At 70.4% G+C, this 12,850-nt stretch carries 14 protein-coding genes and 1 pseudogene; 7 read left to right on the top strand and 8 right to left on the bottom strand.

Annotated features, from left to right (window positions below; genetic code table 11):
- Positions 1–17 precede the first annotated feature (17 nt).
- The 3 genes from OIE49_RS09565 to OIE49_RS09555 all read left to right on the top strand — a co-directional run bounded on the left by OIE49_RS09565 (position 18) and on the right by OIE49_RS09555 (position 2,480).
- Positions 18–521, top strand: coding sequence for a GNAT family N-acetyltransferase (locus OIE49_RS09565; protein WP_326801944.1), 504 nt, complete (start codon positions 18–20; stop codon positions 519–521).
- Positions 522–600: 79 nt separating this feature from the next.
- Complete coding sequence (locus OIE49_RS09560; RefSeq protein WP_326801943.1) at positions 601–1,323, top strand: DsbA family oxidoreductase; 723 nt, start codon at positions 601–603, stop codon at positions 1,321–1,323.
- A 107-nt stretch (positions 1,324–1,430) separates the two neighbouring features.
- Complete coding sequence (locus tag OIE49_RS09555) at positions 1,431–2,480, top strand: aminotransferase class V-fold PLP-dependent enzyme (RefSeq protein WP_326801942.1); 1,050 nt, start codon at positions 1,431–1,433, stop codon at positions 2,478–2,480.
- 73 nt (positions 2,481–2,553) lie between these two features.
- Here the strand turns inward: OIE49_RS09555 and thpD are convergent, their stop codons facing one another.
- The 5 genes from thpD to OIE49_RS09530 form a co-directional block, all read right to left on the bottom strand.
- Positions 2,554–3,453 carry an ectoine hydroxylase gene (gene thpD, locus OIE49_RS09550; protein ID WP_326801941.1) on the bottom strand — a complete coding sequence of 300 codons (900 nt, stop codon included), beginning with the start codon at positions 3,451–3,453 and terminating at the stop codon, positions 2,554–2,556.
- Positions 3,450–3,854, bottom strand: coding sequence for an ectoine synthase (locus OIE49_RS09545; protein ID WP_100569439.1), 405 nt, complete (start codon positions 3,852–3,854; stop codon positions 3,450–3,452). The genes thpD and OIE49_RS09545 overlap by 4 nt, the downstream gene beginning before the upstream one ends.
- A 76-nt stretch (positions 3,855–3,930) precedes the next feature.
- Positions 3,931–5,202 (bottom strand): diaminobutyrate--2-oxoglutarate transaminase, encoded by a 1,272-nt coding sequence (gene ectB, locus OIE49_RS09540; protein ID WP_326801940.1) that lies wholly within the window; start codon positions 5,200–5,202, stop codon positions 3,931–3,933.
- A 96-nt stretch (positions 5,203–5,298) separates the two neighbouring features.
- Positions 5,299–5,838, bottom strand: a complete 540-nt coding sequence (gene ectA, locus OIE49_RS09535) for a diaminobutyrate acetyltransferase (RefSeq protein WP_326801939.1) — start codon at positions 5,836–5,838, stop codon at positions 5,299–5,301.
- Between the two features lie 372 nt (positions 5,839–6,210).
- Positions 6,211–7,314, bottom strand: coding sequence for a pyridoxal-phosphate-dependent aminotransferase family protein (locus OIE49_RS09530; RefSeq protein WP_326801938.1), 1,104 nt, complete (start codon positions 7,312–7,314; stop codon positions 6,211–6,213).
- 127 nt (positions 7,315–7,441) lie between these two features.
- Between OIE49_RS09530 and OIE49_RS09525 the strand changes: the two genes are divergently transcribed.
- Entirely contained in the window at positions 7,442–8,539 is a 1,098-nt protein-coding gene (locus OIE49_RS09525) for an amidohydrolase family protein (protein ID WP_326801937.1), read from the top strand.
- A gap of 149 nt (positions 8,540–8,688) precedes the next feature.
- On the opposite strand, the gene OIE49_RS09520 is transcribed toward OIE49_RS09525, so the two are convergent.
- The 3 genes and pseudogenes from OIE49_RS09520 to OIE49_RS09510 form a co-directional block, all read right to left on the bottom strand.
- Positions 8,689–9,576 (bottom strand): MBL fold metallo-hydrolase, encoded by an 888-nt coding sequence (locus OIE49_RS09520; RefSeq protein WP_326801936.1) that lies wholly within the window; start codon positions 9,574–9,576, stop codon positions 8,689–8,691.
- Between the two features lie 548 nt (positions 9,577–10,124).
- Positions 10,125–10,283, bottom strand: coding sequence for a hypothetical protein (locus tag OIE49_RS09515; protein ID WP_401742621.1), 159 nt, complete (start codon positions 10,281–10,283; stop codon positions 10,125–10,127).
- A 1-nt stretch (position 10,284) separates the two neighbouring features.
- Positions 10,285–10,482, bottom strand: a pseudogene (locus OIE49_RS09510) (IS5/IS1182 family transposase); the annotation flags it as partial.
- A 132-nt stretch (positions 10,483–10,614) separates the two neighbouring features.
- Here OIE49_RS09510 and OIE49_RS09505 point away from each other — a divergent pair.
- The 3 genes from OIE49_RS09505 to OIE49_RS09495 all read left to right on the top strand — a co-directional run bounded on the left by OIE49_RS09505 (position 10,615) and on the right by OIE49_RS09495 (position 12,807).
- Positions 10,615–11,022: a hypothetical protein gene (locus OIE49_RS09505; protein WP_100569434.1), complete on the top strand. Its 408-nt coding sequence runs from the start codon at positions 10,615–10,617 to the stop codon at positions 11,020–11,022.
- 358 nt (positions 11,023–11,380) lie between these two features.
- Complete coding sequence (locus tag OIE49_RS09500) at positions 11,381–11,596, top strand: DUF397 domain-containing protein (RefSeq protein ID WP_326801935.1); 216 nt, start codon at positions 11,381–11,383, stop codon at positions 11,594–11,596.
- A gap of 167 nt (positions 11,597–11,763) precedes the next feature.
- On the top strand, positions 11,764–12,807 hold the full coding sequence (locus OIE49_RS09495) for an SCO1860 family LAETG-anchored protein (RefSeq protein ID WP_326801934.1): 1,044 nt from the start codon (positions 11,764–11,766) through the stop codon (positions 12,805–12,807).
- Positions 12,808–12,850: the final 43 nt, after the last annotated feature.

Here is a 12,850-nt window from a genome sequence, read left to right as displayed (position 1 = left end):
TCCGCGTCCTCCCTCTCATGATCGACGAGAGTGCGAGCGGACGCCTGGTGATCCGTACGGCCGTGCCCGCCGAGGCGGAGGCCGTCGCGGGCCTGATGCTGCGTGCGCGGGCAACGTACTACCCGGACGGCGTCCCGGACGCCGATGCCGACTGGATCGCCCGGTGGCGCGAGGCCATCGCCCGCGCCGAGGGCCAGGTGCTGTGCGCCGCCGACCAGGGCCGCGTTGTCGCCGTCGCCTCCTTCCGCACCCCGCCCGACGGCCCCGCGGACACGGTCGCGCTGTTGCAGTTCCACGTCGACCCCGGCCACTGGGGCTCGGGCATCGGCACGGCGCTGCACGCGGCCTGCGTCGAGCACTGGCGCACCGAGGGCAGGCGGACGGCCGTCCTGGAGGTGCACACCGGCAACGAACGGGCGCGGCGCTTCTACGCCCGGCGTGGCTGGACCCCGGATCCGCTGCGGCCCGCCGTCGAGGGCGATCATCATCTGGGGCTGCGCTACACGGTGACCGGGGAATGAAAACCGCTGCTTGAACGTTCACGGACCCGGCGGAGGTCGTCCATCTCCGCTTCCGTACGAGCGGGAGAGAGCCGAGAGCATGCGCGTCGAGATCTGGTCGGACATCGCCTGTCCCTGGTGCTACGTAGGGAAGGCGCGCTTCGAGAAGGCGCTCGCGGCCTTCCCGCACCGGGAGCAGGTCGAGGTGGTGCACCGGTCGTTCGAGCTGGATCCGGGGCGGGCCAAGGACGACGTGCAGCCGGTGGTCGCCATGCTCACCAAGAAGTACGGAATGAGCGAGGCGCAGGCCCACGACGGCGAGGACAACCTCGGACGGCAGGCCGCCGCCGAGGGCCTCGACTACCGCACCCGGGGCCGGGACCACGGCAGCACCTTCGACATGCACCGCCTGCTGCACCTCGCCAAGGAGCACGGCAGGCAGAGTGAGCTGCTGGACGCCCTGTACCGGGCGAACTTCGCCGAGGAGCGGTCCGTCTTCACCGAGGGCGGCGAACGGCTGGTGGAGCTGGCCGTCGCCGCCGGACTCGACGCCGACGCCGTCCGGAAGGTGCTCGCCGATACCGACGCCTACGCCGCCGAGGTCCGTGCCGACGAGCGGGAGGCCGCGCAACTCGGAGCCTCCGGAGTCCCGTTCTTCGTGCTCGACCGGAAGTACGGCGTCTCCGGTGCCCAGCCCGCCGAGGTCTTCACCCAGGCCCTCACCCAGGCATGGGGCGAGCGCTCCCCGCTGACCCTCTTCCAGGGCGGCGACAGCGACGGGGACGCCTGCGGTCCGGACGGATGCGCGGTGCCGCGGAGCTGAGCGGCGCGGACGAACCGCAGGTCACGGCGGATTCATAAGGAATCCTTCGCGGATCTGCGCAAAAACGCGCAATGGACGGGGGCCGCGACGGACCGCACAGTGGACCCATGGAAACCTTCGAGACCCTCGTCCGCGCCGAGTTCGCCCCGAAGACCACGTATCTCAACAGCGCGTCCCTCGGTCTCCTGCCCGCCCGCACGGTGGAGGCCCTGGGCACCGCCGTGACGGCGGCCGCCTCCGGGCAGCCGACCGACATGTTCGCCGACGTCGAGGCCGCCCGCGCCTCCTTCGCCCGCCTGATGAAGGTGCCGGAGCGCCGCGTGGCGGTCGGGGCCTCCGTCGCCGTCTACACCGGGCTGATCGCCGCAGCGTTGCCCGAGGGCGCCGAAGTCCTCACCGTGGACGGCGACTTCAGCTCCGTGGTGAACCCCTTCCACGTCCGCCGGCACCTGAAGGTGCGCAGCGCGCCACTGGAACGGATCGCCGAGTCGGTACGGCCCGGCACGGCCCTGGTCGCGGTGAGCGCCGCACAGTCGGCCGACGGCCGCGTCGCCGACCTGCCCGCCATCCGCGCGGCCGCACGCGAGCACGGCGCGCGCGTCTACGTCGACGCCTCCCAGGCCGCCGGCTGGCTGGACCTCGACGCGAATGCCTACGACTACGTCAGCGCCGTCGCCTTCAAGTGGCTCCTGTGCCCACGAGGCGTGGCCTTCCTGGTCGTCCCCGACGACCTCGGCGGCCTGAACCCGCTGTTCGCGGGCTGGGTGGCGGGGGAGCGGCCCTGGGACAGCTGCTACGGCCCCATCGAGGAACTCGCCCACTCCGCACGGCGGTTCGACGAGAGCCCCGCCCTCCTCAGCTACACGGGAGCCCGCCGCTCGCTCGAACTCGTCGAGGAACTCGGCGTGTCCGCCGTACGCGACCACGATCTCGCGCTCGCCGACCGGTTCCGCGCCGGGCTGCGCTCCCTCGGCCACGAGCCGGTCTCCGCGCCGGGTTCCCCGATCGTCGCCGTGCCGGGACTCGGCGCGCGCCAGGGCGAGTTGAGCGCCAAGGGCATCGAGGTCTCGCAGCGCGCGGGCAATCTGCGGGCCGCCTTCCACCTCTACAACACGCCCGCCGACGTCGACCGCCTGCTGGACGCGCTGGCCGGCTGAGGCCGGCGCCGGGATCCGGACACGGGCCGGAGCCTCCCGTCCCACACGAGGAGGCCCCGACCGGTCCGTCGTCTCATCGCACGGGTGTGAAGTCCCGTGCCCCGATGAACTCCGGGCGCCGTACCGGCGCCGCGAACGGTTCGACCGCCGTGTTCTCCACGCTGTTGAACACGATGAACACGTTGCTGCGCGGGAACGGCGTGATGTTGTCGCCGGAGCCGTGCATGCAGTTGCAGTCGAACCAGGTCGCGGAGCCCGCCCTGCCCGTGAACAGCTTGACGCCGTGCTGCCCGGCCATCGCGGTCAGTGCCTCGTCGGACGGCGTGCCCGCGTCCTGCATCTGCAGCGACTTCTTGTAGTTGTCCTTCGGCGTGGCCCCCGCACAGCCGAGGAACGTCCGGTGCGACCCCGGCATGATCATGAGGCCGCCGTTGGTGTCGAGGTTCTCGGTCAGCGCGATCGAGACGGACACCGTCCGCATGTTCGGCAGGCCGTCCTCGGCGTGCCAGGTCTCGAAGTCCGAGTGCCAGTAGAAGCCGCTGGCCCCGAAGCCCGGCTTGACGTTGATCCGCGACTGGTGGACGTAGACGTCCGAGCCGAGGATCTGCCGGGCCCGCCCGACGACGCGCTCGTCGCGCACCAGAGCGGCGAACACCTCGCTGATCCGGTGGACTTCGAAGACCGAGCGGATCTCCTTGGACTTCGGCTCCACGATGGAGCGTTCGTCGGCGCGGATCCCCGGATCGCTCACCAGCCGCTCCAGCTCGCGCCGGTAGACGGCCACCTCGTCCTCGGTGATCAGCTGGTCGACGGCGAGGAAGCCGTCACGCTCGAACGCCTGGAGGCCGGTGGTGTCGGTCGGTCCGGGTGTGTCGGGGGAGCCCCAGACGACCGGGTCCTGGCGGGGAGTGGTCACCTCGGTGGTGCCGCGGGTGGGGTACGGATCGGTGACGTTGCGCATGGTCGTGCTCACACCTCCTCGTCCTCGGTGAGCAGGGGATAGACGCCGTTCTCGTCGTGGTCCTCCCGGCCCGTGACGGGCGGGTTGAACACGCAGATGCAGCGGAAGTCCTCCTTGACGCGGAGCGTGTGCCGCTCGTGGCCGTCGAGGAGGTACATGGTGCCGGGCGTGATCGTGTACGTCTTCCCGGTCTCGCGGTCGGTCAGCTCGGCCTCGCCCTCGACACAGACGACGGCCTCGATGTGGTTGGCGTACCACATCGATGTCTCCGTGCCCGCGTACAGGATCGTCTCGTGCACGGAGAAGCCGACCTTCTCCTTGGCGAGGACGATGCGCTTGCTCTCCCAGGTGCCGGACGCGGCCTTCACATGCCGGTCGGTGCCTTCGATGTCCTTGAACGAACGGACGATCACGGTGTCGCGTGCCTCCTTGCGTGGTTGTTTCCGGTTCTCTGTGGCTCTGTGGCTCTGCGGCTCTGCGGCCTGGTGGTCAGGCGGTCTCGCGGGCCGCGCGGGCGAGGATGCTCATGCCCTCGTCCAGCTCGTCGGCGGTGATGGTCAGCGCCGGCAGCAGCTTGACGACCTCGCCCTGCGGGCCCGACGTCTCGATCAGCAGCCCGAGGTCGAAGGCGCGCCGCGCGATCCGCCCGGCCCGCTCCGGGTCGCGGAACTCCAGGCCCCAGACCAGACCCCGGCCCCGGTACTCCCTGACGTCCGCGAGGTTCTCCTCGGTGATGGAGATCAGCCACTGCTCCAGCCGCTCACCGCGGGCGCGGGTCTGCTTCTCCATCGCCGAGCCGTCCGTCCAGTAGGCCTCCAGCGCGGCGGAGGCCGTGACGAACGCCGGGTTGTTGCCGCGGAAGGTGCCGTTGTGCTCGCCCGGCTCCCACACGTCCAGCTCCGGCCGGAACAGGCACAGCGACATCGGCAGGCCGTAGCCGCTGATGGACTTGGAGACGGTGACGATGTCGGGCACGATCCCCGCCTCCTCGAAGGAGAAGAAGGCCCCGGTGCGCCCGCACCCCATCTGGATGTCGTCGACGATCAGCAGCATGTCCTGCCGCTCGCACAGCTCCTTGAGCGCGCGCAGCCACTCGGGCCTGGCGACGTTGATGCCGCCCTCGCCCTGCACGGTCTCGACGATCACGGCGGCCGGCTTGTTGAGACCGGAGCCCTGGTCCTCCAGCAGCCGTTCGAACCACAGGAAGTCCGGGACCTTGCCGTCGAAGTAGTTGTCGAACGGCATGGGCGTGCCGTGCACGAGCGGGATGCCGGCGCCGGCCCGCTTGAAGGCGTTCCCGGTGACGGCCAGGGAACCCAGCGACATGCCGTGGAAGGCGTTCGTGAAGGACACGATCGCCTCGCGCCCCTTGACCTTGCGGGCCAGCTTCAGCGCCGACTCCACGGCGTTGGTGCCGGTCGGGCCCGGGAACATCACCTTGTACGGCAGGTCGCGGGGGCGCAGGACCAGGTTCTGGAAGGTCTGGAGGAACGTGCGCTTGGCGGTGGTCGACATGTCGAGCCCGTGGGTGACCCCGTCGCGCTCCAGGTAGTCGATCAACGCCCGTTTCAGCACCGGGTTGTTGTGGCCGTAGTTGAGCGAGCCCGCGCCCGCGAAGAAGTCGAGGTACTCGTGGCCGTCCTCGTCGTACATACGGCTGCCGCGCGCGTGGTCGAAGACGGTGGGCCAGCCGCGGCAGTAGCTGCGCACCTCGGACTCCAGGGTCTCGAAGACGCTCAGGTCGGGCTGGGTGATGGTCACGGCGAATCGCTCCTCGGTGGGGGAGTGAAGGGGAGGCGGGAGTGAAGGGGAGGCGGAGAGGTGGCTGGGACCGGAAGCCGGCCGGAGGGGCCGCGGTCAGAAGGAGAGCGGACCGATCCGGTGGAGGACCTCCGGGTCGTGCGGCCCGTCCGGGAACTGCTCGGTCCCGAACAGGACCTCGCGCTCGACCGTGGCGCCGTGCCGGGCGGCGTAGGAGGTGAAGAGCCGCTCGGAGGCGGTGTTGCCCGGGGTGATCGTGGTCTCCAGGGAGGTGAGCCCGCGCTCGGCGGCGACCCGGGCGGTGAGCGCGTCCAGCAGCCGGGCGGCCAGGCCCTGTCCGCGGTGGCCGGCGTCCACGGCCACCTGCCACACGAGCAGGGTGTGCGGACGGTCGGGCCGCACGTACCCGGTGACGAAACCGACCGGCTCGCCGTCGGCTCCGCGCGCCACCGCGGACGTGGCGGCGAAGTCGCGGCACCAGAGGAGGTAGCTGTACGAGGAGTTCACATCGAGCGTCCCGGATTCCTTCGCCAGTCGCCAGAGTGCGGCGCCGTCGGCGGGGGATGGACGCTCGATGCGGGGTGCCTCCGGCAATTCTGTGCGGGGGGAATGCAGGTCTGCTTGGGCGGCAGTCATGTGGAATGAACTTACCGAGCGGAATTCAAAAATGCATCGCCCAAGAGCCTTACTTGAACCGCGCGCATGTGTTATCGCGCGAGCGCGTGATCGCGCGAGAGGGTGGCGATATGGGAGTGTTTGCCCCTTAATTACTGGGCAAAAGGGTCGCGTCTGTGGAGTGCGTCACAATCACGCAACCCTCCCGGCGGTCTTCGAATTGTGTCGCCGGGTGTTCGTGAAATCTCTGCGTTTACGTCCCGGGAAACGGGGCAGGAGAAAATGGGAGGCTGCCCAGAATTGAATTACTGAATTGTCTCGCCAATAATCTCTGTGAGTTTTGTGAGCCCTGTCCGTCCGATTCCGGAGAATGCGGGCCCGATGCCCGCGCGCCTACCGCTGCCAGGCCTTCGCGGCCGCCTGCCGGGCGGCCTCGACGTCCACGGTCGCGCCGTTGCCCGTCAGGGCGGCGGCCAGGGCCGTCAGGGCGGCCTCGACGACGTCCTGGGTGGCGTCGGGCCCGTAGTGGTTGACGCGGATCATCTCCTTGGCGAGCGGGCCGCCGCCCGCGGCCAGCGGGAGGGCGGGGCCGGTCTCCAGGGCGCGGGCCACCAGCTCGGAGGCATCGACGTCCGACGGGGCCCGCAGGGTGGTGGCGACCGGGGCCGCCTCCGACGCCTGGTGCACGTACGGCTCCAGGCCCGCGCCGAGGGCCCGAGCACCCGCGCGGGTCGCCGCGGCGGCGCGGCGGTGGCGGTCCATCACGGCGTCCAGGCCGGCCGTCTCGATGCGCTCGAGACAGGCCTCGAGGGCCAGCATCTCCAACTGCGCGGGCGCGTGCAGCAGCGCCTTGCGGCCGCCGTCGAGCCAGCGCTCCTTCCAGTCCAGCAGGGACAGGTAGGAGCGGCGCGGCGCGTGCGGGTTCGCCGCCATCCGGGCCCAGGCGCGCTCGCTGACCGACACCGCCGACACCCCGGCCGGCCCGCCCATCGCCTTCTGCGCCCCGATCACACAGAGGTCCACACCCCACGCGTCCGGCAGCACCGGCTCCGCGCCGACCGAGGCCACGGCGTCCAGGTAGAACAGGGCGCCCTGCTCCGCCACGGCCTCGCCGATCTCCGCGACCGGGTTGGTGTTGCCCGTCGCCGCCTCCGCGTGCACCAGCGACACGAAGTCGATCTCCGGGTGCTCGGCGAAGGCCTCCCTGACCTGGTCCGCCGTGACCGCCGTGTGGTACGGCACGGACAGGTCGTACACCGTCGCGCCGCAGTCGCGCAGCCAGTTGCCGAACGTCTGCCCGTACGGCCCGGTGATCACGTTCAGCGCGGTCGTGCCGGGACCGGCCGTGCCCCTGATCGCGCCCTCCAGCGGCAGCAGCGCCTCGCCCTGCATGATCACGACATCCTGCTCGGTGGCCAGCAGCCGCGCCACCCGGTCCTCGATCGAGGCGAAGCGGTCGGCGCTCAGCGGAGCGAGGTCCAGGAACGGGTTGGTCACGGCGGTGCTCTCTTCGTACGGGCGAGGACGGACGCACCGAGCGTAGTCGGCGGGTCTGCCCCGCTTTCAACCGGTGACCTCGGACCGGGTGGTCCGCAGCGGGCGCGGGCTGATTAGGGTGCGGTGCATGAGCGATCGCGCGGTGCTGCACGTGAAGGGTCGGGTGCTCGTCGGCCCGGACGACGATCAGGTCCGGGACGAGCTGTGGGTGGTCGACGGCCGGATCTCCTACGACCGTCCCGCCGGCGCCTCCGATGTGAGGACCGTCGAGGGCTGGGTGCTGCCCGGCCTGGTCGACGCGCACTGCCACGTGGGCCTCGACGAGCACGGACCGGTGCCCGACGACGTCTCGGAGAAGCAGGCGCTCAACGACCGCGACGCGGGCACCCTCCTCCTGCGGGACGCGGGTTCGCCCTCGGACACCCGCTGGATCGACGAGCGCGAGGACCTGCCGAAGATCATCCGTGCGGGCCGCCACATCGCCCGCACCCGCCGCTACATCCGCAACTACGCCTGGGAGATCGAACCGGAGGACCTGGTCGCCTATGTCGCCCAGGAGGCCCGGCGCGGCGACGGCTGGGTGAAGCTGGTCGGCGACTGGATCGACCGCGACCTCGGCGACCTTTCGGCCTGCTGGCCGCGCGAGGCGGTCGAGGCGGCGATAGCGGAGGCCCACCGCCTGGGCGCGCGTGTGACGGCCCACTGTTTCGCGGAGGACTCCCTGCGTGACCTGGTCGAGGCGGGCATCGACTGCATCGAGCACGCCACGGGCCTGACCGAGGACCTGATCCCGCTCTTCGCCGAACGCGGTGTCGCGATCGTCCCCACCCTCGTCAACATCGCCACCTTCCCCCGTCTCGCCGACGGTGGCGAGACCAAGTTCCCGCGCTGGTCGGCGCATATGCGCCGGCTGCACGAGCGCCGCTACGACACGGTCCGGGACGCCTACGACGCCGGCATCCCGGTCTACGTCGGCACCGACGCCGGCGGCTCCCTGCCCCACGGCCTGGCGGCGGCCGAGGTCGCCGAACTGGTCAAGGCCGGCATCCCGCCCCTTCAGGCCCTCTCCGCGACCACCTGGGCCGCCCGCGCCTGGCTCGGCCGCCCCGGCCTGACCGAGGGCGCCCCCGCCGACCTCGTCGTCTACGACGAGGACCCACGAGCGGACGTCCGCGTGCTGGCGGCGCCAAGGCGGGTGGTCCTGAACGGCAGGGTGGCCGGCTGAGGCGGCGTCGCCCACAGCTCCGGACTGGGCAAGGTCCGCCGGGTGGTCGAGCGTGCCTTCGCCTGGACGGGATACTCGCCCTGGTCGCCGCGGACTGTCTTCCGCCGAGATCGTCCGTCTGCCTCCGCGGCGCTCGTCCTCCTTGTCGGCTACCGCGTCTGATACGCCGCCCACCGCCCGAGCGTGAACCCGCTCCCCGCGCGCCGGACCTCCACGGCTCCCGCGCCGCCGAAGTGTGCGGGGATGGCCAACTCCTTCGCTTCGGCCGCTCGCTCGAGTATCCGGCGACGGCCGGCCGCCGCCCGTACCGGGTCCAGGCACAGGCAGCTACTGCACGCGGGGGCGAGGATCTGTACCGGGCTGTGCATCAGGTCGCCGACGAAGACCGCCCGTTCGCCCCCGGAGTCGAGCCGCAGGACGGACGAGCCGGGCGTGTGGCCCGGGGCCGACTCCAGGGTGAGGCGGGCGTCGATGCGGTGCGTGCCGTCCCACAGCACGGCCTGTCCGGCCTGGTGGAGGGGAGCGATGCTCTCCTCGTAGATCAGCCGGTCGTCCTCGCGCAGCCCGTTCCCGTACGCGTTGGACGGACCGAAGTGGAAGTCGTCGGCGGCGGGCAGCAGATACTGGGCGTTGGGGAACGTCGGCACCCACTCTCCCGCAGGCCCCATGGTGTTCCAGCCGACGTGATCGGCGTGGAGGTGTGTGTTGACCACGACGTCCACATCCTCCGGACGGACACCGGCCTGCCGGGTCAGCCGGTCGAGGAAGTCGCTCTGCCAGTGGTGGAACGGCGAGCCAGGGCGCTCACGGCCGTCACCCAGCCCCGGATCCACCACGATCGTCCGGCCGCCGCTGCGCAGGACCCACGTCTGCAGCGCGACCACCGCCTGATCGCTGTCCGGACACCAGTGGTCCGGGGCGAGCCAGCCCTTGTTCTCCTTCCACAACTGCTCCGACGAGCCCGGGACCAGCGTGCGGGCCGGCGCGTACACCCCCTGCCACTCCACGAGGCGGATGATCTCGACATCTCCCAGCACGATGCTCTGCGCGTTCTCACTACGGACTGACTGCGCTGGGCGTTGCCCCGGACCGGCTGACCGAAGCGGAGGAGAAGGCCGCGGCGGCCCTGGTCGGCCTGGCCCTCCCCGCCTCCTGGCAGGGCGCGGACCCGGCACTGCGGCGGCAGCTCGTCGCCGCGTGCCGGACGGTCCCGACGGCGGGCCTCTGGCATGTCACGGACGAGCGCCCGGCCGTCGACGAGAACCGCGCCCGGCACGACTGCCTGAGCGCCCTGTCCGCCGAGTGGCCGGGCGCGGATCCCCTTCCCACGGAGGAGGCCGACCGCCTGCCGGGACTGACCGCCCTGGGCCGGCTGACCTCCCTGGTCTGCCTGATGCCGCCGGAGGTGTGACTGGGTGCCGAGGAGGACCTCCTCGACATCTACGACACCTACACGGTGGGCGCACTGCCCGACGGCCCCTTCTGAGCCGTCGCCGGCGTCGAAGGGGCCGGCAGCCCCGGCCGCCGGTGTCCGACCGCGACCGCCGCGCCTCGTACGCTGTTGGTAAATCCGCCCCGCTGGATCTCATCCAGCGGGGCGGATTGCTGCGAAGGGTGAGACGCGGGTGCGGGCGAGGGGTCTGCCGGTGAGCCAGGCGTCTAGGCGTGCGAGGTTGGTGACGGCACCGGTGAAGTGGTGTTGCAAGCGGGTTTTGGCGAGCCCCCGGTAGCGGGATCTGCGCAGGCGTCTCGACCGCGAACTCCAGCCGGTTCAGGTCCCTCGTCGCGGCCAATACGTGGGTGACGTCCGTGCGCTGCCGCTTGCCCGGCTTGACCAGCCCGGCTTCCCGAGCGGCGGTCAGCACCGCGTCGAACACGCCCCCGCCCGCATCATCCCCGGCCAGCCGGGCTCGGAACTCGGTCAGCACGGAGAAGTCGAACCCGGAGGGGTCTTTGGCGTGTTTGAGAAGTGGAGAACTGGTCAAATCAGGGCCGGAAATGAGTGGCTGCGGTGCACGGGAGCTTGTTTATATAACCTGTCACTTGCCGCTCAATTGCTTGAGGTGTGAAGCCACTTGAAGAAGGTTCTGACCGTAATCGCCGCCGCTGTCATGGGTGTCACGATGTTCGGCGGGAATGCGCAGGCGGTAGATGTCACTCCGTTCAGCGCCACGAACTGCACCGGAAATGCGGGATCCACGGACGGGTCCGGGTCGGTTTGCATCACGGTGAACGGTACCGGGCTCAAGGTGGACAGCTTCTACCTGTCCAAGCAGTCGAACAACCGGGCCTGGACCGATTACGCGCACATCGACTTCACGGACGGGTCGGGCGGTTTTATGAGCCAAACCGTCAGTGCCGCGCGGGTCGAGAAGAAGACGGTCGGAACCACCTGGGGGCTTTCAGCGGCGGACGGCAGCAAGATCTGCGGGTACTGGCACAATTACCCGGGGACCAAGGCCTGCGCGACGATTCACAAGTAATCCGAGGCGCGGAGCGGGCCGTTTCGGTCCGCTCCGTTGTCGTGTGCGGTCGGAGGGGGACTCAGGGCTTCGGCGTAGTCAGATGCGTCTGTTTCACGTTGGTTTGTCGTGCGTCGCGGCATTTCAGGAGCGGAGCATGCGGCCGGGTCTTGGCCAGGGGCAATGCCCTTATGGACATCATCGTTGAGATCCATGTGCCTCCTCCTTGCCGAACAGGAGGTAGCGGAAGTGCATGACGAAGGAGGGGAGTGCGGCGAGGCGTACCTCTTCTTCATCTCCGGGGCTGCGGAGGTGGATCTTTTGGCCGTTGCGTCTCGCGTGACCAGAAAAGAATTATCGAACGACTTGTAGGAGCGGCATGAACCCGCGGCAGGACACCGGCGACCGTGGTCAGTTGGTGTGGCGGAAGAGCAGCTACAGCGGCTCGGGCGGCGGTAACTGCGTTGAGGTCGCCGAGACGGTCGGCCAGGTCGTCGTACGGGACTCGAAGAACATGAGGGGTGCCAAGGTGCATGTCAGCCGGGAGGCCTGGGGTGCCTTCCTGCCCTACTCCGGGGGTTGCGCGGTCTGCTGACAGTCGTCTGTCACGGGAGTGGCCGGAGGGAACGCCCGTACCCGGAAAATCGAACGAGCGGACGGAAACCTCCCGAAAGGGTGAAGTAACCCTGGATCGCTGACGGTTCACCCTTAGTGCGTAATTCTTACCGGGTCCCAAGCATTCCTTTCTGGGGGTCCCACACCTTGAACGGCAACAACTTCCGCATGTCCGCCCGTCGTTGCGCCTCCGTCGCCGCGGCCACCGTGCTGGCCGCCGGGCCGGTGACGCTGATCGGCGCCGGGTCCGCGCACGCGACCGGCGGGCAGGAGGGTCACGCGAGCGCCTCCGTCCTGCGCACCGGGCTGGACGTGTCCCTGGTCAACAAGACGGTGAACGTCCCGCTCGCGGTCTCCCTCAACGAGGTCGAGGCACCGCGGAGCGCGCAGCAGACCGCGCTGACCGCGCGTCTCGACGGCGTCGACGGCGGAAAGCCCTTCAGCGTGATCCGCGCGGACGTGGCGAAGACCGACGCGACCGTCTCCGCGGACAAGGCGGAGGGCTTCGTCGAACTGGCCCACGCCCGCATCCATGTCCCCGGCCTGCCCCTGCTGTCCCTGATCGAGGTCGACCAGGTCACGTCCAAGGCGACCTGCGAGGCCGGCGAGTCCCCGGTCGCCAGCAGCAACGTCCTGGGCTCGGTGAAGGTGCTCGGCAAGAAGGTGACGCTGAGCGCCGGCGGCACGACCGACGTCCGCGTCCCCGGCGTCGGCGAGGTCCGCCTGGACCTGTCGAAGCGGGAGACGACCTCGAGGACGGCCGCCGCGACGGCCCTGGAGCTCAAGGTCTCCGTCAACCCGCTCAAGCTGAACGTGGCCGAGGTGGAGGGCACGGTCACCCTCGCCAGGGCGACCTGCGAGTCCCCGAAGGCTCCGGAGAAGGAGGCGGCCCCGCCCGCCGAACAGGGCGGCGACGACAAGCCCCAGGGGACCGACGACAAGCCTCAGGGGACCGAAGACAAGCCTCAGGGGGGCGACAAGCCCCAGGGCGGCGACGACAAGCCCGGAAGTGACGACGTCAAGCCCCAGGACGCCGCCGACGTGAAGCCGCAGACCGTCTCCGAGAAGAAGACCGTCGACCTGGCGGAGACGGGCGGCAGCTCCGTCACGCCGTACCTGGCGGCGGGCTCCGCCGTCCTGCTGGCGGCGGGGGGAGGCGCGCTGGCGGTTGCACGCCGGCGCCGCGGCTGACAGCCGCCTCGCGGCCGGCCGGGAAGTCCAGGTCCGGCGGGAC

It is taken from the genome of Streptomyces sp. NBC_01788 (genome assembly GCF_035917575.1).
Lineage (GTDB): Bacteria > Actinomycetota > Actinomycetes > Streptomycetales > Streptomycetaceae > Streptomyces.
This window is presented reverse-complemented; position numbering and strand designations above follow the sequence as displayed.